The following is a 19333-nucleotide window of genomic DNA, read 5'->3' on the forward strand; positions in this document are numbered from 1 at the left end:
ACGAGCAACCTCAGAACCTGTTTACGCTCTCCTGACTCGCGGCCATACGGCGTTAAAAACGGCCTCGGAATGCTCATTTACAGCTCGTAAACTGCGCTTCCTCGGCCGTTTTTGCCTTGTCTGGCTCTAATTCAAAAGATCGTAAACAGGTTCTCAGCCACCCGAAGGTGTGGCCGCCTCCCCGGCGGTCACCCTCGCTATTGTTGTTTGCGACGTATCAGGCCTTGGCCTGCTGCTCGATCAGGCTCTTCGGTCGCGAGGCATCGACATAGCTGTGCTCCGCCGGGTTGACCATGAAGCTGAAGTTCTGCAGGAACGGAATCGCTGAAGTGTTGATGGCCACACGCGCAGCGTTGCCGGCGATCTGGTACTGGTCGATACCGGCATAGGCATACTCGCTGTCGAGCAGGGCCTGGCCGATATAGCCGTCGACGCCCACCGAATGACCGAGGGTGATGACCTTGCCGATCTGCTGCTCGCCACTGAACACGGCATCGCCGAGGCTCAGCGTCGCGCCGTCACCCTTGACCACAAAGCCGACCACGCGCTGCTTGACGCCTTCTTCCAGCTTGGCCAGCAGCGCCTCGCGACCGATGAACTCGTCCTTGTCGTAGCGCACCGCCCACTGCAGTTGCAGCTCGATCGGGCAGGTGCTGAATTCACCCACCAGGGCCGGATCCCAGCAGGGGTTTTCCAGGCGCGACTTGCCCTGGAAGTCGATACCGCCGGTTTTCATGTCGAACTTGGCACCGGCCTCGCTGGCACGCTGCCAGAGGTCGGCGGCGCCTTCCTTGGAGGTCAGTACCTTGAAGGCGAACTCGCCGTGCTTGCCGGAGCGGAACAGGATCGCGTCATCGACATGCATGAACTCGAGGAACGGCAGGCCGAGCACATCGAAGCCGTACAGTTCGGCCATCAGTTCCCAGCTGTAGGGACCTTCGAACAGGGTGGTGGTGAGGTTGTCGTTCTGTGCGCTGATCTGCACTTCTTCTTCGCCGACCAGGGCCTGCAGGCTGGCAGCCAGCTTGTCGCCGCGCATCCACTCGGAGATCAGCAGGAAGCGCTCGTCATCGCACAGCACATAGAGGTCGGTGACGATCTGACCCTGGTCATTCAGCAGCAGGGTGTACAGCGCCTGCTCGTCGCGAATCACCGAGAGGTCACCGCCAACCACGCGATTGAGGAAGTCGTAACCATCGTCGCCCTGCACTTCGACGATGCCGAAGTGCGAGTAGTCGACCATCAGAATGTTCTTGCGCGACGCCAGATGTTCTTCGGCCGGATGGCCATAGTGCAGCGGGATCTTCACGCCATTGCGTTCAACCAGAGTGGCACCGGCGGCTTGATGAATGGATTCCAGACTCATGAAAGTGCTCCTTGAAAAGTGGGCGGCGGATTGCGTGCGGCGGCCGATCAGGCGGCGGCAGCGGCCTGGCGCTGGATGATGAAAGAGGCCAGGGAATTGACGTTGCGCATGTAGGACGGATCGTCGCCCTCGGTGATGCGCACGCCGAACTCTTCGTCGAGCATCACCACCAGTTCGGTGGCGTCCACGGAGTCGAGCTTGAGACCGCTACCGAACAGCGGGGTGTCGTCGTCGATCTGCTCTTTGCTTTGGTACAGGTTCAGCCGGTCGATCAGGCTTTCCTTGAGTTTGTTCAGCACGCTCTGGCGTTGCTCGATCACTGCTTGCAGTTGCTTGTCCATGTTTTCTTCCTCGCTGAATGGCGGTTTTCGCCGGGCCTGGGGTTTAGCCTGGGTAGTTGAACGGCTTCGACATGTCGAACCAGAAGTTGGCGAGCTTGCCGGTAGTGGTCACTCGCCGACCGATGCGCGCCTCGACCTTGAAATGGCTGAAGCCGGCCGGGTCCTTCATGATCAGTTCGCTGCGCATGAACAAGGTGTCGCCAGGCACCACGACGCTCTTGTATTTGAGGTCCTGGGAGGCCAACACGCCGCCCCACTTCTTGCGGATACCGGCAATGATTTCCAGGCCGGCCTCCGAGTGCAGGGCCTGCTGCAGATCGCGGCGAGCGGACAGGTCACACTCGAAACGCTGCTCGTACTCTTCACAGAAAGCAGTGAGCAGGGTCAGGTAGTCGCTGGTCTGGCCCATCGCCTCGGCGATCAGCACGCCCGGCATGATCGGGCTGTCCGGGAAGTGCCCGGTGAACTGCGGCTCGTTGAACGAGATGTTCTTCACCGCCGTGATGTAGCCACGCGAACCGCGCTTGAACTCGCAGATCTTGTCGACCAGGAAGAACGGGTAACGCCAGGGGCCCATCTTCATGAGCATCGAGGGTGCAACGAGACTTTCTTCGGAATCGGCCATGGAGCCTCCTTAACGCATGATCAGGCCGCCATCGACTACCAGCGTCTGGCCGACGATGTAGCTCGATGAACTGGAGCAGAGAAAGGCAATCGCCTCGGCCACTTCACGGGTCTCACCCATGCGCTGCAGGGGGATCACCGAGAGGGTCTGACGAATCACGTTGCGCGGTACGCGCTTGGTCATCACCGACTCGATCAGGCCCGGCGCCACGGCATTCACCCGCACACCCTTGGAGCCCAGCTCGGCGGCCAGGGTGCGGGTGAAACCGATCATCCCGGCCTTGGCCGAGCTGTAGTTGGTCTGCCCGAAGCTATTGGTCATGCCGGCGATCGAGGAGACGTTGACCACGGTCGCCAGCTTGGCCTTGCGCAGCATGCGCAGCGCCGCCTTGGTGGCCATGAAGGTGCCATAGAGGTTGGTCTTGATGACGTCGTCGAATTCCTCGTACTCCATCAGCGAGAACAGGTTGTCGCGGTACTTGCCAGCATTGTTGACCAGTACATCGAGCTTGCCGTCGGCTTCCTCGATGGTGGTCATGGCCGCTTCCAGTTCATCCTTCTTGGTGATGTCGCACTTCAGCGCGATCACCCGTCCGGCGAATTCCTGACGATCCGCCAGTTCGCCGAGGCGTGTCGGATTGCTGTTGTAGGTGGCGTACACCTTGCAACCGTCCTCCAGCAATTTCTCGCACACCGCCAGGCCGATATCGCCACTTGCCCCGGTCACTAACGCGACCTTCCCCTGCAAATCCGAAAACGTTGCCATTGTCTGACCTATCGTCTTTTTGGTTATTAACCGAGCACAACTGCCGCCACTGCATGCGTACCGCAGTGGGATATGCTCAAACTCGCCGCACTCAAACCTGACTGCTGCATGACTTCACGAAAACGGCCGGCCAATACCAGGTACGGCCGCCCCCTCTCCTCGTGTTCTATTTCCATGTCGTGAAACAGGATGCCGTCGCCAAAGCCGGTACCCAGGGCTTTCACCGCGGCCTCCTTGGCCGCCCAGATACCGGCAGCGCGCTCCGCGTTCTCCTCGGGGTTGCCGATGTAAGCCAGTTCGCGCTCGGTGTAGACCCGCGTCATGAAACCTTCGCCGCTGCGCTGGCTGGCGGTGCGGATACGCTCGATCTGCACGATGTCGATGCCGATATGCATGCTCAGTTGAACTCCGCCATGCGCCGCGGCACCGCCACTGGCTGCACCGCCTGCTCGTCGATGAACTGCGCGGCCTGCTCGGCATCACGCTGCAGGGTCACCCCACGCTCCTGCCAGAACACCCAACCGAGTGCAGGCAGCAGCAACACACAGAACAGTGCGAATGGCAGGACCAGCGGCAACAGGCTGAGCACCAGGCAGCAACCCAGGGTCCACAGCGCCAATACGCCGTAGTAGGCAAGCAGGCGCTGCAGCAGTGGCCGTACCGGCCGCGCAGAGACCGCCTCGGCGCTGAACAGGCTGGAGAGACCCTCGCCGACCCGCGAAAACAGCCGCGAGCGGCGTGCGCCAAGCAACGTGAAGAACCCAGCGATCCAGATCAGTAGCAGCGCCGCGACCATGAACTCGGGCGTGCCGTAGCCCGCCGCCAGACTGAATGCCGGCTTGTCCTGCAGGGGCCAGATCAGTACCCAGTTGATGGCCAGGGTGATGATCAGGTCCTCCCGCCGGAAGCTCGCCGCCTGACGCAGACGCTTCTGCCCCTGGCGCAAGGTGTTTTCACCCTCCGGGCTGGCCAGCACCAGGAAGTAGCGGGCACTGCCCAGCAGCAGCCAGCACAGCAACAACGGAAACAGCCCACCAATCACCACCAGGACAACCACGCCACGCTGCTCAGGAAATACGCTGTGGCCCGCCAGCAACAGCAGCAGTACCGACAGCATCAGCAAAACTGGCATGCCCAGCGGGCTCTGCAGCGGATTGAGCCAGCGCAGCACTGGTGTGATCTGCAGGTTACGCACTGCACTCAGCTCGTCCCTGGACATCATGAATTTCGGCGCCAGCGTGCTGTAGATCCAGTACCCCGGCGCATCGCGAAAGGCGCCAAAGCTCACCCCGGCGCTAATCGCCGCACCTGCCAGCAGCAACTGCGTCAGACCCAGCTCGGCACTGTTGCGCACCAGGGCAAAGGCCAGCAGCAGGCACAGCAGGGTGAGGCCGAACCACAGGGCCACGGCGTAACGGCCAAGGTGTCGCTGAAAAGTCGGAAGCATGGGGTCAGGAATCTCCGGGCAGTCGGCCGCTGATTACTCGGTCACGGCCGAAGCCGGTTTCGTTACGATCAGCTCGGCGACATGCCGCGTACTGAGCTGGTCCTGCAGCGCCGGGAAATCCAGCAACAGGCGACTGAGCACCTTCTTCGGGCCGACTTCGAGACACAGGCGCACCCCGCTGGCAGCCAGGTTCTGCATGGTTTCGCGCCAGCGCACGGTGGAGTACAGGTTGGTCACCAGGTCTGCACGCAGCTGCTCGATGCTGCTCAGACGGTCAGCCGCCTGATTACCGAATACCGGCACCCGCGGCGCGGCAAAACTGAGGCTGTCGATCACCGCCTGGAAGTCTTCGGCGCCCGGACGCATCAGGCTGCTGTGCCAGGCACCATTGACCGGCAGGCGAACCTGCTCGAAGCCCTCGCGCAGAAGCACCGGCAGCAGCTCCTTGAGCGCCAGCTTGCAACCGGAAATCACCTGCTGGCGGGGCGAATTGTCGTTGGCCACGGTGATACGGTCGGCCAGTTCGTGCAGGGCGATCAGCTCGGCGATGCCATCACGGTCAATGCCCTTGATCGCATACATCGCACCCTCGGTTTGTTCGGCCAGGGCCTGCATGATCCGGCCACGGGCAGCAACACCGCGGAACACGTCTTCCAGGCTCAGCACGCCGGCGGCATACAGCGCCGAGAACTCACCGACGCTATGACCTGCCACGCAAGACTCGCCCACTGGCCCCTTGGCGCGCAGCGCTTCGAGGCAGGCGATGTTCACCGTGGTCACGGCAACCTGCTGGTATTGGGTCTTGTCCAGCTTGGGCAGCGGCCCTTTCAGGCACAGCCGACGTACATCAAAACCGGCGATATCGCTGGCACAGTCCCAGACACGGGCGGTCACCGGCGATTGATCGCAGACATCACTACCCATGCCGATGTGCTGAGTACCCTGCCCAGGAAACAGCAGTGCACAGCCGTGCGTGTCGTTACCAGATTGCTCGTACGCCTGCATATCCCACCCCGCTGGTTCCCAATCGACCAAATTCACTACGATCCTGCCCCCCCAGATAACCGCCGCCGACATACACTTCAAAGTGCCGACTAAGTTGCGAAGACAGGTGCAGATTCAACGCATAACTTTGATCTTCAATGTTGTAGATAGTCGAAGTTTCCCACGACAGCCTTTGCAACTCCGCCTGATCGCGTTGGACATGCGCCATCAAATATTGACGTCCCAGCATCAGGTCGCGACGTACCGTGTTATCGGTTTCCTGGGCAAACAACAATTGATAATCCCGAAACACCTCGGCACCACTGAAGCGATAGGCCTGCTCCGTCACATCGAGAAAGTCGAAGTAGTCATCCCAGTTGTTTTCATCCAGCCCCTGATCCTGAAACAGGTATTCCACGGAAATGGCCAGGTTATTCTCCGTGGCATAGCGCAAGCCGGCAGCAAACTGGGTAAACACATCACGTTGCTGCTCGACGAAAACTTCATCGGCACTCGGCAATTGCCAAGACTGTAACTTGGCCAGCGCCGCGGAACTGGTTTCGCGAATATCACTGCGATCACGTGCCGCCAGTTCCAAGTTAAGAATCCAGTCGTCCGTCAAGAAACCACTGGTACCGAGACCCGCACCAAAGTTTTCACCACCCAGCAGCACAAAGCGCGGATTGAAATCCTCAAATAACGACGAGGTATAGGCCGCGTAATAACGTTCTTCGCCATTGGTGCGCTGCAGCGTCGTCCATTCGGCAACCCGCGCTTTACTCGATTCATTCGCCAACTGCGGAATGGCGGCCAATTCGACCGTGCCATATTGATTGAACCATGATGCCTGTAGCGCTACCGAACCTTCGCGATAGCTATCACGCCAGGAAACCCCCATGGCATTGATCACACCCCGCGACGAATAATTTCCCGGGTTCTGCAAAAAATCCAACGGACTGACAAAAAAGAACTGGCCGTTGCGAATATCTTTTTTGCCAACATCCACGAACAGTGAGTCATTCGGACTTAATGACAAATAGGCTTCGCGGATAAAACCGTGATTGTCATAGCCATCATTGTCTTGCGCGCTGCCGCTTTCGCCATAATTCTGCATGCGCTCGCCATAGGCACTCACATGCAACTTCGTGGCATCCACTGCACAGTCGACGTTCAGCTCGCTGTACAACGCGGAGTGGCGCTGATCCTTACTGAAGTCGCCCTGCGGATTGAGCTTGGCATCGCGCACCTGTGCCTGCCCTGCCTCTACCCCGGAATACCCGCCCGCACTGCAATCCACGGCCTGCGCAGGCCAGACCTGCAATCCAACACCCGCACCGAGCGCCAGCAAAATCCATTTGCGCATCATCAACACACCAACTTCAATTAGCGCAAGCGCAGCAAGTATTCTTTCTGGAAGTAGGCTTCTGGAACTTCCTCGAGGCGCACATCGGAATACAGCATGCGCGTGTACTGTTCTTTCTTCAGGCTGTCCTCGATATATATCTCGTGCGGCCGATACTCACCCAGGGCCAACTTGTAATCCTTGTACCAGGCGCGCTTCAGCACCTTGTTACCGGTCGAGAGAAATTCCGCCTTGAACGGCCGTGAAGTTTCCACATCGACCCAGTAACTAATTTTCGGGTACGTCACATGCGGCCAACGGCGCTGCAATTCCAAGCGGTAACACGGGCGACCGTCACAGTCTTCCGTAGCGGCGACTGTCGCGATATAGGAAAGATCGAAATCAGTAGCAACCACATCGCCATTCGAAACCTGCCCAACCAGACGCTGCTGCCGGGAAATAGGGATGGGCCGGCGCAACTTTGGCTCGTAATACCAAAGTTTATCGAAGATCGATAACAGCGACTTGCCACGTTCAGTCGGCGGATCAACAAAACGCACTAAGGCGCGCGCATCACCGGCTTGTTCGGCAGTCGGTTTATAAAAGCGCATGGCGACATCGAGACTTTGCCGGGAGACTTCTTGCTCACCTTTCATTTCGACCAGGGTCAATGCATAACGAAAAGGTTCGGCTGGCGCTCGAATACGATCGGCACGACGAATAATCGCGACAGCCGGAGAGGATTCTTCGGTGGCTACGGAGGAAACAACGGAGCTATCTACAGGCACTGCTTCAGGAACCGCCGCACTATTCGACGAAACAGCAAACAGCCCAAGTGCCAATAGAATAGAAATAATAGACGCTTGCATCCCTTTCCCCTGCACTACCAATTAGAACGGCAGCCTAAATATTGCAGAAATTATTATTCTTATTAACGACTCTCTACTTCCATGGAGTCGCTTTAGTACGCGGAAAACGCAGCCGCATCCTATTTTTACATTTGCGCTGCTGTCAACACGGCGCCTTTGTCGGGAACCTACCGAGTACGAACCAGCGCACATTAAAGCGGTCACCAAATGAATTCAAAGCTCAATTTAAATCGGCCAAAAGAAAAACAACCGCGCCCATGCAATTGTCACAATTCCTATATTTAGGACACTCAAATAGCCGCTATTTTCGTGACTAATCAGTCACAGAAACAAGCCAATCAAATCACCACAGCGCCTGCTCTAGAGGGGCTAGGCAAGACGTATCAAGCAATACTGCAAGAGGGATTAGTGCACTGTATGTCGCGAAAGATTTCTCCACCCAGCAGCAGACCCGACCGCTGGAACGGGAAAATGTCGGATAAGCCGGGGATGAATGGGAGAAATGAAAAAAGATGAATGGCCGTTTCTGCGGTATGAATCACCCCAGGCGATTCAGCAAAAAACGGCCCAAAAGAGCAGTCGCCCGCACCGAACGGGCGAATTGATGCGCAAGCGCGCTCAGAGCCCGGTGCTGAACCAGGACAACAGCAAGGCTGTCAGCAGCGTGATGCCGGCAAACACATAGAAGAAGCGATTCAGGCGCCGAGTTGACTCACTCAGCAACGAAGCCTCGTCGCTCAGTTCAAGTTGGCTGCCGACAAGCAGGCCAGCAACCGCACGCTGTTCGCGAAAGCGTGTGGCCACTAGCAGCCACGCCCCCGCAACGGCGAAGAACAAGGCCAGCCCGTTGACGATCTGGGCCGGGTGATTGAACAACAGTGACCAGAAAACCTGCAGCGACATCATCAACCTCTGCTTCAGGCGACCCCGGCACGCAGTGCTGAGGCAATGAAAGGAATGGCAGCCAGACAATGGGCTGGCAGGCAAAATACGGGGGCGGATTCTACCGAAGCCCTGTCAGCACAGCTGTCGTTTCCGACGAAGTAGCACTTGGCCCATTACCAATCGATCTGATGAGCGTCCTGTCCGTAGACTATGTTTGGCCCTTGCTTGGTTAACCCACATCCATATTGGCAACAACCAGATTAGGGAGACTCACAGCATGCTCAGTGCACAACCGCAGGATCGTGACTACTTGATCGACTCACTGGACGATGTGGAGGCCATCACGCTGATCGATGAGCTTTCCATCAATGTGCAGGATCACCACTGGCTGGCCTACTGCGCCCTGGGCGGGCACGAACATTACGATCTGCCAGATATCGACGAGCAGACCGGCATCAGCCTGCCCGAGCTGTACCACGAAGCGGCCTGACGCGGGCCCGATAAGAAAAAACCCGGCCTGAGCCGGGTTTTTTTCATGCTGCAAAGACTTACTGGGCCAGCAACTGGCCGATGGCCGGATCCTTGAAAGCACGAGTCATCGCATCGCTGAGCACATCGCTAACCAGCTTGGTGTTGGTTTCCTGGTTCGGCGCCATGCCGAAACGCTGGTTCAGCGAGGCGCCGTAGCGGCCGCTGTAGCGACGGGTGCTGTTCTGCACATCGACGCGGAAAGTGGCGCTGATATCGGCCTCGGTGACGTACAGGCCCTCTTTCGGCGACTGGTACTTGAGGTCGGCCAGGGTCAGGGTCAGCTGCGGCGCGTTGTAGGCATTGGCGCTCGGGGTGAAGCCGAGCAGGCGCACGGCGGCTTCGGCCTCGGCCTGCAGGCGCGGCAGGATGTCCTGGCCCTGCACGCTGATGGCGCTGGTTTCCGGATACAGACCGCCACGGGTGCCGAGGTTCGGCGACGCACGTCCATCGGCAACCCGCACCACCACCGGCTGCCCCTGGCCAACGGCGACCAAGGCCGCGTTGAGGCGCGGTTGCGGTTTGAGTTGCTGCGGGCTGTGGGCACAGCCGACCAGGGCCAGGCTGAACAGGGCGATCAGGCCGAGCAGCGCACGGTTCATCATGCTTGATCTCTCCAGAAGGGGGTTGCGGAAAATGGCCGGCAGTATAACCAGCAGGATTCTGCGCTGACAGCTGGTTTTTCTGACCACGCCAGCGCCGTACCAGTTCCTGTCATGCCCCTGTCACCCGGCCATGGGATAAGGATCGGGCCAACCAAGAGGACAGCCTGATGATGAGTTTGTGGAGCCTGCTCAGCCCACGCGGCAAGATGCGCTGCTACGCCCTGCTGGATAGCGACGGCCGCTGCCGTGCCTTGCGTGAAAGCACAGTGGTGCCCGCAGAGCCCGGCTGGGTCCAGATCAAGGAAGCGCGCATCTGCTGGCTGGGTCAGCCGCTGCCAGTCGCTGAGATCATCCTGCCCCGGCAACAGTTCAGCCGCCCGCGAGTGATGGTAGCCGCATAAAAAAACCGCCCCGAGAGGCGGTTTTTTTATCGAGCATCAGACAGCTCAGGCATTCAGCTGCAGGCGCTTGGCTGACTGCTCACTGACCTCGCGGTACAACTCGGCATCTTCTTCCAACACGGATTCGCGGGCCGGGAAGATTTCCTTGAGCTTGCTTGCCCAAGCTTCGCTCTTGGCCTGTTCGGCGAAGCAGCGCTCGATCAGGTTGAGCATGATCGACACGGTCACCGAAGCACCTGGCGAAGCGCCCAGCAGGGCCGCGATGGAGCCATCCTCAGCCGATACCAGCTCGGTACCGAACTGCAGGACACCGCCCTTCTTGGCGTCCTTCTTGATGATCTGCACGCGCTGGCCAGCGATCTCCAGGGTCCAGTCCTCGGCTTTGACCTGCGGATAGAACTTGCGCAGGGTCTCCAGACGCTGTTCCTGGGACTGCAGCACTTCCTTGATCAGGTAGCGGGTCAGATCCATGTTGTCGCGGGCCACGGCCAGCATCGGGCCGATGTTGCTCGGGCGAACCGACAGCGGCAGATCGAGGAACGAACCGTACTTGAGGAACTTGGTGGTGAAACCAGCATAGGGACCGAACAGCAGCGAGGTCTTGCCATCCACCACGCGGGTATCGAGGTGCGGTACCGACATGGGCGGCGCGCCCACTTCGGCCTGGCTGTAGACCTTGGCCTGGTGCAGCTTGACCACTTCCGGGTTATCGCAACGCAGCCACTGACCGCTCACCGGGAAACCGCCAAAGCCCTTGCCTTCCGGGATGCCGGACAGCTGCAGCAACGGCAAGGCACCGCCACCGGCACCGAGGAAGACGAACTTCGCCGAGACTTCACGCTGCTCGCCGGTCTTGCTGTTCTTGATCTCAGCCGACCAGCCCTGGCCACTGCGCTTGAGGCCGGTGACTTTCTGGTTGTAGCTGACATTGATGCCGCCCTGGCTGGCCAGGTAATGCAGCAGTTGATTGGTCAGCGCACCGAAGTTGACGTCGGTGCCATTCAGCGAGCGAGTAGCGGCGATGCGTTCGCTGGCATCGCGGCCCTGCATCATCAGCGGCATCCACTCGGCCATAGCGGCCTGGTCTTCGCTGTACTCCATGTCGGCGAAGGCGTGGTGCTGGCTCATCTGTGCATGGCGGGCCTTGAGGAAGCTTACGTCCTTCTCGCCACGCACAAAGCTCAGGTGCGGCACTGGATTGATGAAGCCCTTCGGCGAGCCGAATTCGCTCTTGCCGCATAGGTAGGACCAGAACTGCTTGGAGACTTCAAACTGGGTGTTGATCTGCACGGCCTTCTTGATGTCGACCGAGCCATCGGCCGCCTGCGGCGTGTAGTTCAGCTCGCAGAGACCGGCGTGACCGGTACCTGCGTTGTTCCACGGGTTGGAACTCTCGATGGCACCCGACGAGCGCAGCTCGGCGATCTCCAGCTTGAGGCTGGGATCCAGCTCCTTGAGCAGCACCGCCAGGGTGGCGCTCATGATGCCGGCGCCGACCAGCAGCACATCCACAGTTTCGTGATTGACTTGCGTCATTAACGCTTCTCCAAGATCTGCAGTACCAAATTGATGGCATCGGCCTTTTGAGCCGCGCATCAACCACTAATCACTGACAGCCAGACAGGTGTCTGGAGCATCGGAGGAGCCAGCATCGTGGCCGATGACTTGGCCTGATCCGATCCTGCGCAACCTCGTCCGGCACGCGCCGCCTGTGGGCAGCCCATGCGTTCAATTCTTCACTCCCCGGCCCGACAAAGGCTCTAGCTCATGCTGTGCAAGCTGCGCGCCAAGCGCACCACGCCTTGCAAGGCGCCGGCAGGGGAATTTTACGGCGCGCACGATACCACTAAAGCCTCAATTCCAGTCGCAAAAAATGCACGACCCCGGCCGAACGGTCACTTTTCCTACATTCCTCAGAATCTGTTTACGATCTCTTGGACTAGGGCCAGACAAGGCAAAAACAGCAGAGGAAGCGGAGTTTACGAGTTGTAAATGAGCATCCGAGGCTGTTTTTAACGCCGTATGGCCGACGGCCAGGAGATCGCAAACAGGTTCTCAGGCTTTTGCCGCCTGCACCGCTTCTATATAGGGCTCGGCCAGGCGCTGATCCTGAATCAGGGCGATAAAATCGTTGCCCTGGGCATCCTTGGCAGCCAGGTCGTAACCGGCGTCCTTGAAGAAGCCGAGGAAACGCTCGAAATCGTCGATGCGCAGGCCACGGTAGGCCTTGACCAGCTTGTGCAGGGACGGCGGCGTGGCATCGGCCGGCTCCACCGCGAGGAACAGCTTGATCGAGTCTTCGCTGATTTCTTCGCCAATCACCTGTTTCTTGTCTTTACGCATCACGCACTCCAGCTCAGCGGGTATTACGGGGCCGGCAGTTTACCCTTGCCTGCCAGCGCGCTCAACGCGACTAAATATCTTGCGCCAGCGCAATCCCACACTACTCGCAAGCCTTTATACTGCGGGCCGTCGATACGGAGCCTGCGATGCCTCTACCCCAGCTGTTTGCCGCCTGGCGCCAGGCTCTGCGCGCCGGTTACTCGCTACAGGCCCTGCGCGGCGACCTGAGTGCCGGCCTGACGGTCGGTATCATCGCCATTCCCCTGGCCATGGCCCTGGCAATCGCCGTCGGCGTAGCGCCGCAACACGGCCTCTACACCGTCCTCATCGCTGCTCCGCTGATCGCACTGACCGGCGGCTCGCGTTTCAATATCTCCGGACCAACCGCCGCCTTCGTGGTGATTCTGCTGCCCATCACCCAGCAATACGGCCTCGGCGGCCTGCTGTTGTGCACCCTGCTGGCCGGGCTGATCCTGATTGCCCTGGGCCTGGGCCGCGCCGGCAAACTGATCGAATTCGTGCCCTACCCGGTGACGCTCGGCTTCACTGCCGGCATCGGCATCGTGATTGCCGTGCTGCAGATCAAAGACCTGCTCGGCCTGCACCTGGCCGGTGCGCCCCAGCATGTGGTCGAGCACCTGCAGCTGATCGGCCAGGCCCTGCCGGACTTTCACCCCGGTGATGTATTGATCGCCAGCGCCAGCCTGGCCACCCTGCTGCTGTGGCCGAAACTGGTACCCAAGGTGCCCGGCCACCTAGTCGCCCTGGCTGTCGGCGCTCTGCTCGCGCTGCTGCTGGAATGGCTCGGCCTGCCGGTAGCGACCCTTGGCGAGCGCTTCAGTTATGCCGTGGACGGCGTCAGTTATCCCGGCATACCACCCTTCCTGCCAGACTTCGCCTGGCCCTGGCAGTTGCCGGGGCCCGATGGCCAGCCTCTGGTGCTGTCCTTCGAGTTGATCCGCCAGCTACTGGCCCCGGCCTTCGCCATCGCCATGCTCGGTGCCATCGAATCGCTGCTGTGCGCCGTGGTCGCAGATGGCATGACCGGCAGCAAGCATGATCCGAATGCCGAGCTGATCGGCCAGGGCCTGGGCAATCTGGTCGCCCCGCTGTTCGGCGGCATCACCGCCACCGCCGCCATCGCCCGCAGTGCCGCCAACGTGCGCGCCGGCGCCTTTTCGCCGCTGGCGGCGATCATCCATGCCGGCGTGGTACTGCTGGCCATGCTGTTCCTGGCCCCCCTGTTCAGCTACCTGCCGATGTCCGCATTGGCCGCCCTGCTGCTGGTGGTGGCGTGGAACATGAGCGAACCGGGCCATGTGCTGCACACCCTGCGTATCGCCCCGCGCAGCGATGTGCTGGTGTTGCTCACCTGCCTGCTGCTCACCGTGCTGTTCGACATGGTCCTGGCGGTCGGCGTCGGCCTGTTGCTGGCCACCGGCATCTTCATCAAGCGCATGAGCGAGCTGACCGATACCACCGCACTGCCACGCAGCCAGCTGCAACTGCTTGGCGAGCTGCCGGAGCAGGTGCTGGCCTACAGCATTCGCGGCCCGCTGTTCTTCGGCGCGGCAGAGAAGGCGCTGAGCGTGCTGCGCCGCTTCAACCCGGAAGTTCGCGTGGTGATTGTCGAGATGAGCGCGGTGCCGCTGCTGGACATGACCGGCCTGGCGGCCCTGGAGAACGTGCTGCACGACTACCGCAAGCACGGTATCGGCCTGGTCCTGGCCGGCGTCTCGCCGCGCCTGCGCCTGAAGCTGCGGCGTGCCGGGGTGCATCTGGAGAACGGCCGCCTGGCCTATACCCGCACCCTGCCCCAGGCACGGGCCAAGGCCCTCAGCTGGCTGGAGCAAGCGCCCACTTTGTAGCCCGGATGCAATCCGGGAAGCAGTCAGCTCCGCTCCCGGATTGCATCCGGGCTACGGGCAATCAGAACTGCGCGCGCATCCAGGCCAGGTAGTCAGCCACGCCGGCCTCGCCTTCGCGCGGCGCCCAGCTGGCTTGCTCGCCTTCGCCCAACGGACGGTAGGGGCCAGCCTTGCACTCGAACAACACGCTGTCCGCCGCCAGCACCACCAGGGCATGGAACTGCCCCGGCGGCAGATCGACACCCAGGCAGTCGCCGCCCGCTGCGAGCAGCCGGGTTCCCTGCAGCTCGCCACTCTCGCTGAACAGCAGCAGGCCGAGTCGCCCCTGCAGCACCAGCAGGGTCTCGGCCTTGTCGGCCGCCAGATGGCGATGGGGCGGGATATAGGTATCCGGTTGCAGCCCAACCGCCAGGCGGTGGCAGGGCTCGTCCATCGCGTGCAGGTTATGGTGGCTGCGCTGGCGCGGGCTCTGCGCGGCCTTGGCCGTCAGCTCGGCAAACAGGTCGCGGTCGAGGAAGGCCGGCCCCGGCACTTACAGGCCTTTGACCGCGAAAATGCCGGCAGCGTTACGCCAGTAGCCCTTGTAGTCCATGCCGTAGCCGAAGATGAAGCGATCCTCGCAGGGCAGGCCGACGTAGTCGGCCTTGAGGTCCGGACGAGCCTTGCGGTCGTGGATCTTGTCAATCAGCACCGCGGTGTGCACCTGGCGCGCACCAGCGTGCTTGCAGAAGTCGATGATGGCCGACAGGGTGTGCCCCTCGTCGAGGATGTCGTCGATGATCAGCACTTCGCGGTCGATGAAGGAGATTTCCGGCTTGGCCTTCCAGAACAGCTCGCCGCCGGTGGTTTCGCTGCGGTAGCGTGTGGCGTGCAGGTACGACAGCTCCAGCGGGAAGCCCAGCTTGGGCAGCAGTTTGCCGGCGAAGATCAGGCCGCCATTCATCACGCAGAACACCACCGGATTGCTCTCGGCCAGTTCACCGTTGATCACCGCAGCGACTTTATCGATCGCCGCCTCGACCTGGGCATCGGTGTACAGGCAATCGGCTTCGGCCATGACTTGGCGAATGTGGGCGAGGTCGGCGGACATGGCGTTCTCCTGAGAGATGAAAGGGGGACCGCCACGGATGGTAGGTCATAAAAAATGGTCGGCAAAGGTACTCAGACTGACGCGTCAGGGCAAGTCGGGGCGGATATTTTCTGACCACTTATTCAAGTCAGTCAGTAAACTGCGCGTCGTCCAGCTGGCATGACCAGTGCTTTACTCTAGACAGTATTCCCGCCGCCCTTCCCGGAGACCCTGCATGCCCATCCGCGAGATCCGCCACCCACTGATCCGCCACAAGCTCGGCCTGATGCGCCGCGCCGACATCAGCACGAAGAACTTCCGCGAACTGGCCCAGGAAGTGGGCGCCCTGCTCACCTACGAGGCAACCAACGACCTGCCCCTGGAAGACTGCGAGATCCAGGGCTGGGCCGGCACCGTGCAGGTGGAGAAAATTGCCGGCAAGAAGATCACCGTGGTGCCGATCCTGCGCGCTGGCATCGGCATGCTCGACGGCGTGCTCAGCCTGATCCCCGGAGCCAAGGTCAGCGCCGTCGGCGTGGCGCGCAACGAGGAAACCCTGGAAGCGCACACCTACCTGGAAAAGCTCGCCCCGGAAATCGACGAACGCCTGGCCCTGATCATCGACCCGATGCTGGCCACCGGCGGCTCCATGGTCGCCACCATCGACCTGCTGAAAAAAGCCGGCTGCAAGGAAATCCGCGCCATGGTCCTGGTCGCCGCACCGGAAGGTATCAAGGTGGTCAACGACGCCCATCCGGACGTGATGATCTTCACCGCCTCCATCGACCAGTGCCTCAACGAGCACGGCTACATCATTCCCGGCCTCGGCGATGCCGGCGACAAGATCTTTGGCACCAAGCAGAAGGACGCCTGAGCATGCAGGATGAATACAACGATCCACTCTGGCGCCAGGTAGTTTCCGGCGCACAGATGCTTTTCGTCGCTTTCGGCGCCCTGGTGCTGATGCCACTGATCACCGGCATGGACCCCAACGTCGCGCTGTTCACCGCCGGCATCGGCACCCTGTTGTTCCAACTGGTCACCGGGCGCCAGGTGCCGGTATTCCTGGCCTCCAGCTTCGCCTTCATCGCGCCGATTCTCGCCGCCAAGGGCGAGTTCGGCCTGCCTGCCGTGCTCGGTGGCGTGGTCGCCTCCGGCCTGGTGTACATCCTGCTCAGCGCTGTGGTGCGGGTCAAAGGCGCGGGCTTCATTGACCGCCTGCTGCCGCCCGTGGTGATCGCCCCGGTGATCATCTCCATCGGCCTGGCCCTGTCGCCGGTGGCGGTGAACATGGCCATGGGCAAGGCCGGTGACGGCAGCGTGCAACTGGTGCCGTACGAAACCGCCATGCTGATTTCCATGCCGGCACTGCTCACCACCCTGCTGGTGGCCGTGCTCGGCAGTGGTCTGCTGCGCCTGGTGCCGATCATCGCCGGCATCGTCGTCGGCTGTGTGCTGGCCGCCTTCTTCGGCGTGATCGACAGCAGTGGCGTCGCCGCCGCGCCCTGGCTGGCGATGCCCGCCTTCGTCACGCCCGAACTGCACTGGGGCGCCATCCTCTACATGGTGCCAGTGGCCCTGGCACCCGCCATCGAACACATCGGCGGGGTCGTAGCGATTGGCAGCGTGACCGGCAAAAACTTCATCAAGCAGCCCGGCCTGCACCGCACCCTGCTCGGTGACGGCCTGGCTACCTCCGCCGCAGGCGTGTTCGGCGGCCCGCCCAACACCACCTACGCCGAAGTCACCGGCGCAGTGATGCTGACCAAGAGCTTCAACCCGAAAATCATGACCTGGGCGGCCGTGTTCGCCATCGCCCTGGCCTTCATCGGCAAGTTCGGCGCGGCGCTGCAGAGCATTCCGGTACCGGTCATGGGCGGCATTCTCTGCCTGCTGTTCGGCTCAATCGCGGTAGTCGGCCTGAACACCCTGATCCGTCACCAGGTCGATCTGTCCGAGGCGCGCAACCTGATCATCGTCTCGGTAACCCTGGTGTTCGGCATCGGCGGCATGGCCATCGGTAACAACGACTTCGCCCTGTCCGGCATTTCCCTGTGCGCCATCAGCGCCTTGCTGCTGAACCTGGTGCTGCCGGGCGGCAGCGCCTGGCACAAGCACCCGCCGCTGGACCCGGAGATCTGAGGAAGCGACAACTGTTCTCTCAATAGCAAAAACGGCCAGCTCCTGAGTTCAGGGGCTGACCGTTGGATGCAGCGTCTGCAGCGGTTTCAGTCGAGGTAGCCTTTGGATTTCAGCTCTTTCTCGGAGCAGTACTCTCTGATGACCAAGGCGACGATCAGCACGACCACCTCAACAACACCAGCCGTCACAGACAGTTTGACGAAGACCTCTGCGGTCAGCGGCTCGAACCATAGCTGAATGATCGCCATCGCCGCCCATGCAGTGAACAGGCTCAGGCCGATGATGACTGCGATCTTCAAATATCTTTCTCCATGACCACCAAGTAAGCCTCGCGCTTCCACAACAGCAGCATGCGGCGAATATCTTTTTCCATGGTCACCACACGCCAACCCTCAGCGGCGTTCTTGTTCAAGAACTCGGAGAACTTCACCGGGTCGACCTTGGAGCCCCCGAGCAACAGCGAGCCCAGCATTCCTTCGCGATAAACAACAACCTTGTACTGCTTCATGTATGCACCTGCGGTGGTTAAGAACTAACGGTGCAGCGGCGCGATAAACGCCCTGCCCCAGAAGCCAAGCGCCAACCACATCGTGGGAAGCCCAACGGGAGGCTGGGCAGGGTCGGAAAGGGAGACGCTCGGTTCGACCTGGAAGGTCGACATACAGGCACTATCGTCCGCTGTGGCGTCGAGGCGTTGCCTCAGCGCCTCCCTGCGCTTGAACGCGCGGGAGGTTAGCAGCCTCCCAGGGCGGATGAAAGCAAGGGCTGCTCCAGCCGGATCGCGCCATCCGCCTCAGAACGGCTCGGCGATGAACTTGAAGGGATAGTGGGTCGCCTTGTAGGCGCCGATCTTGCGCTTGGGCAACTTGACCTTGGGCTGGGGGATCTGCTCATAGGGAATCTGCTGCAGCAGGTGGCTGATCAGGTTCAGGCGCACGCGCTTCTTGTCCTCGGAACGAGCCACGAACCAGGACGCCCAAGGCGTATCGGTGGCCTCGAACATCTCGTCGCGGGCCTGGGTATAGGCGTCCCAACGGTTGTAGGACTTGATGTCCATCGCGGTCAGCTTCCAGGTCTTGCGCCCGTCTTCAATGCGCGCGCGCAGGCGCCGCTCCTGCTCCTCCGGGCTGACCTCCAGCCAGTACTTGAGCAGGATGATCCCCGAGTCGACCATGTTGCGTTCGAACAGTGGCGTACCACTGAGAAACTTCTTCAACTGAGTCTCGTCGCAGAAACCCATCACCCGCTCGACGCCGGCGCGGTTGTACCAGCTACGGTCGAAGATCACCACTTCGCCAGCAGCCGGCAGGTGCCTGATGTAGCGCTGCACGTACATCTGGCTCTTTTCCCGCTCGGTCGGCGCCGGCAGCGCCACCACGCGAAACACCCGCGGACTGACCCGTTCGGTCAGCGCCTTGATGGTGCCGCCCTTGCCAGCACCATCACGCCCCTCGAACACCACCGCCACCTTGGCGCCGGTGGCCACCACCCATTGCTGCAGCTTTACCAGCTCGACATGCAAGTCATTCAATTGTTGCTCGTAATCCTTGCGCGACAGTTTTGCGTCTGCGGCCTTGGCGGTCGCTTCGATCTTTCCTTGCGTTGCCTTGCTCTTGTGCTTGCTCATGTCGAATCCCATCGTTGGTAATAACCAAGGACTAGCCTAGATCGCCAGATGCCAGCCTTCCATGTGCTGGATCAATAACATGGTTGTGCGCCCTTCGTTGCTGGCGCCACACGGCAGCGCGCGCTA

23 protein-coding genes are annotated in these 19333 nt (G+C 60.9%); 5 read left to right on the forward strand and 18 right to left on the reverse strand.

What is annotated here, in order from left to right; translation table 11 throughout:
- Positions 1 to 217 precede the first annotated feature (217 nt).
- The 10 genes from HNE05_RS15290 to HNE05_RS15335 all read right to left on the reverse strand — a co-directional run bounded on the left by HNE05_RS15290 (position 218) and on the right by HNE05_RS15335 (position 8642).
- Positions 218 to 1366, reverse strand: a complete 1149-nt coding sequence (locus HNE05_RS15290; protein WP_173208931.1) for an aminomethyl transferase family protein — start codon at positions 1364 to 1366, stop codon at positions 218 to 220.
- 47 nt (positions 1367 to 1413) lie between these two features.
- Positions 1414 to 1707, reverse strand: coding sequence for an acyl carrier protein (locus HNE05_RS15295; protein WP_173208933.1), 294 nt, complete (start codon positions 1705 to 1707; stop codon positions 1414 to 1416).
- A gap of 43 nt (positions 1708 to 1750) precedes the next feature.
- A complete protein-coding gene (locus HNE05_RS20690; protein WP_173208935.1) occupies positions 1751 to 2332 on the reverse strand; it encodes a 3-hydroxyacyl-ACP dehydratase FabZ family protein in 582 nt (193 codons plus the stop codon).
- A 9-nt stretch (positions 2333 to 2341) separates the two neighbouring features.
- Positions 2342 to 3058, reverse strand: a complete 717-nt coding sequence (locus HNE05_RS15305; RefSeq protein ID WP_219637200.1) for an SDR family oxidoreductase — start codon at positions 3056 to 3058, stop codon at positions 2342 to 2344.
- Positions 3059 to 3123: 65 nt separating this feature from the next.
- Complete coding sequence (gene acpS / locus HNE05_RS15310; protein WP_173208939.1) at positions 3124 to 3492, reverse strand: holo-ACP synthase; 369 nt, start codon at positions 3490 to 3492, stop codon at positions 3124 to 3126.
- A gap of 2 nt (positions 3493 to 3494) precedes the next feature.
- The gene (locus HNE05_RS15315) at positions 3495 to 4544 is read right to left on the reverse strand and encodes a hypothetical protein (protein WP_173208941.1); all 1050 of its coding nucleotides are present in this window, start codon (positions 4542 to 4544) and stop codon (positions 3495 to 3497) included.
- A 33-nt stretch (positions 4545 to 4577) separates the two neighbouring features.
- Positions 4578 to 5468 carry an ACP S-malonyltransferase gene (locus HNE05_RS15320; protein WP_173208943.1) on the reverse strand — a complete coding sequence of 297 codons (891 nt, stop codon included), beginning with the start codon at positions 5466 to 5468 and terminating at the stop codon, positions 4578 to 4580.
- A 55-nt stretch (positions 5469 to 5523) separates the two neighbouring features.
- Positions 5524 to 6894, reverse strand: coding sequence for a hypothetical protein (locus HNE05_RS15325; RefSeq protein WP_173208945.1), 1371 nt, complete (start codon positions 6892 to 6894; stop codon positions 5524 to 5526).
- Between the two features lie 17 nt (positions 6895 to 6911).
- Entirely contained in the window at positions 6912 to 7739 is an 828-nt protein-coding gene (locus HNE05_RS15330; protein ID WP_173208947.1) for an outer membrane lipoprotein-sorting protein, read from the reverse strand.
- 618 nt (positions 7740 to 8357) lie between these two features.
- The gene (locus tag HNE05_RS15335) at positions 8358 to 8642 is read right to left on the reverse strand and encodes a hypothetical protein (protein WP_173211695.1); all 285 of its coding nucleotides are present in this window, start codon (positions 8640 to 8642) and stop codon (positions 8358 to 8360) included.
- A gap of 259 nt (positions 8643 to 8901) precedes the next feature.
- On the opposite strand from HNE05_RS15335, the gene HNE05_RS15340 reads away from it, so the two are divergent.
- Positions 8902 to 9114 carry a hypothetical protein gene (locus HNE05_RS15340; RefSeq protein WP_173208949.1) on the forward strand — a complete coding sequence of 71 codons (213 nt, stop codon included), beginning with the start codon at positions 8902 to 8904 and terminating at the stop codon, positions 9112 to 9114.
- 58 nt (positions 9115 to 9172) lie between these two features.
- On the opposite strand, the gene HNE05_RS15345 is transcribed toward HNE05_RS15340, so the two are convergent.
- Positions 9173 to 9757, reverse strand: coding sequence for a YajG family lipoprotein (locus HNE05_RS15345; protein ID WP_173208951.1), 585 nt, complete (start codon positions 9755 to 9757; stop codon positions 9173 to 9175).
- Positions 9758 to 9924: 167 nt separating this feature from the next.
- On the opposite strand from HNE05_RS15345, the gene HNE05_RS15350 reads away from it, so the two are divergent.
- Complete coding sequence (locus tag HNE05_RS15350; RefSeq protein ID WP_173208953.1) at positions 9925 to 10158, forward strand: hypothetical protein; 234 nt, start codon at positions 9925 to 9927, stop codon at positions 10156 to 10158.
- 45 nt (positions 10159 to 10203) lie between these two features.
- Here the strand turns inward: HNE05_RS15350 and mqo are convergent, their stop codons facing one another.
- Complete coding sequence (gene mqo, locus HNE05_RS15355) at positions 10204 to 11694, reverse strand: malate dehydrogenase (quinone) (protein ID WP_173208955.1); 1491 nt, start codon at positions 11692 to 11694, stop codon at positions 10204 to 10206.
- A gap of 519 nt (positions 11695 to 12213) precedes the next feature.
- Entirely contained in the window at positions 12214 to 12501 is a 288-nt protein-coding gene (locus tag HNE05_RS15360; protein ID WP_173208958.1) for a PA4642 family protein, read from the reverse strand.
- A 146-nt stretch (positions 12502 to 12647) separates the two neighbouring features.
- Between HNE05_RS15360 and dauA the strand changes: the two genes are divergently transcribed.
- Positions 12648 to 14369, forward strand: coding sequence for a C4-dicarboxylic acid transporter DauA (dauA, locus tag HNE05_RS15365; protein WP_173208960.1), 1722 nt, complete (start codon positions 12648 to 12650; stop codon positions 14367 to 14369).
- Positions 14370 to 14430: 61 nt separating this feature from the next.
- Here the strand turns inward: dauA and HNE05_RS15370 are convergent, their stop codons facing one another.
- Both HNE05_RS15370 and HNE05_RS15375 read right to left on the reverse strand, forming a co-directional pair.
- Positions 14431 to 14901 (reverse strand): WbuC family cupin fold metalloprotein, encoded by a 471-nt coding sequence (locus HNE05_RS15370; protein ID WP_173208963.1) that lies wholly within the window; start codon positions 14899 to 14901, stop codon positions 14431 to 14433.
- A complete protein-coding gene (locus HNE05_RS15375; protein WP_173208965.1) occupies positions 14902 to 15459 on the reverse strand; it encodes a hypoxanthine-guanine phosphoribosyltransferase in 558 nt (185 codons plus the stop codon).
- A gap of 214 nt (positions 15460 to 15673) precedes the next feature.
- Here HNE05_RS15375 and upp point away from each other — a divergent pair, with 214 nt between their 5' ends.
- Together upp and HNE05_RS15385 are read left to right on the forward strand one after the other, a co-directional pair.
- Positions 15674 to 16312: a uracil phosphoribosyltransferase gene (upp, locus tag HNE05_RS15380; RefSeq protein WP_173208967.1), complete on the forward strand. Its 639-nt coding sequence runs from the start codon at positions 15674 to 15676 to the stop codon at positions 16310 to 16312.
- A 2-nt stretch (positions 16313 to 16314) separates the two neighbouring features.
- Complete coding sequence (locus HNE05_RS15385; RefSeq protein WP_173208969.1) at positions 16315 to 17580, forward strand: uracil-xanthine permease family protein; 1266 nt, start codon at positions 16315 to 16317, stop codon at positions 17578 to 17580.
- An 86-nt stretch (positions 17581 to 17666) separates the two neighbouring features.
- Here HNE05_RS15385 and HNE05_RS15390 read toward each other — a convergent pair whose 3' ends face one another.
- The 3 genes from HNE05_RS15390 to ppk2 form a co-directional block, all read right to left on the reverse strand.
- A complete protein-coding gene (locus tag HNE05_RS15390) occupies positions 17667 to 17879 on the reverse strand; it encodes a hypothetical protein (protein ID WP_173208971.1) in 213 nt (70 codons plus the stop codon).
- On the reverse strand, positions 17876 to 18088 hold the full coding sequence (locus HNE05_RS15395) for a DUF4177 domain-containing protein (RefSeq protein WP_173208972.1): 213 nt from the start codon (positions 18086 to 18088) through the stop codon (positions 17876 to 17878). The genes HNE05_RS15390 and HNE05_RS15395 overlap by 4 nt, the downstream gene beginning before the upstream one ends.
- A gap of 285 nt (positions 18089 to 18373) precedes the next feature.
- Positions 18374 to 19207: a polyphosphate kinase 2 gene (ppk2, locus tag HNE05_RS15400; protein WP_219637201.1), complete on the reverse strand. Its 834-nt coding sequence runs from the start codon at positions 19205 to 19207 to the stop codon at positions 18374 to 18376.
- Positions 19208 to 19333: the final 126 nt, after the last annotated feature.

It is taken from the genome of Pseudomonas campi, assembly GCF_013200955.2.
Lineage (GTDB): Bacteria > Pseudomonadota > Gammaproteobacteria > Pseudomonadales > Pseudomonadaceae > Aquipseudomonas > Aquipseudomonas campi.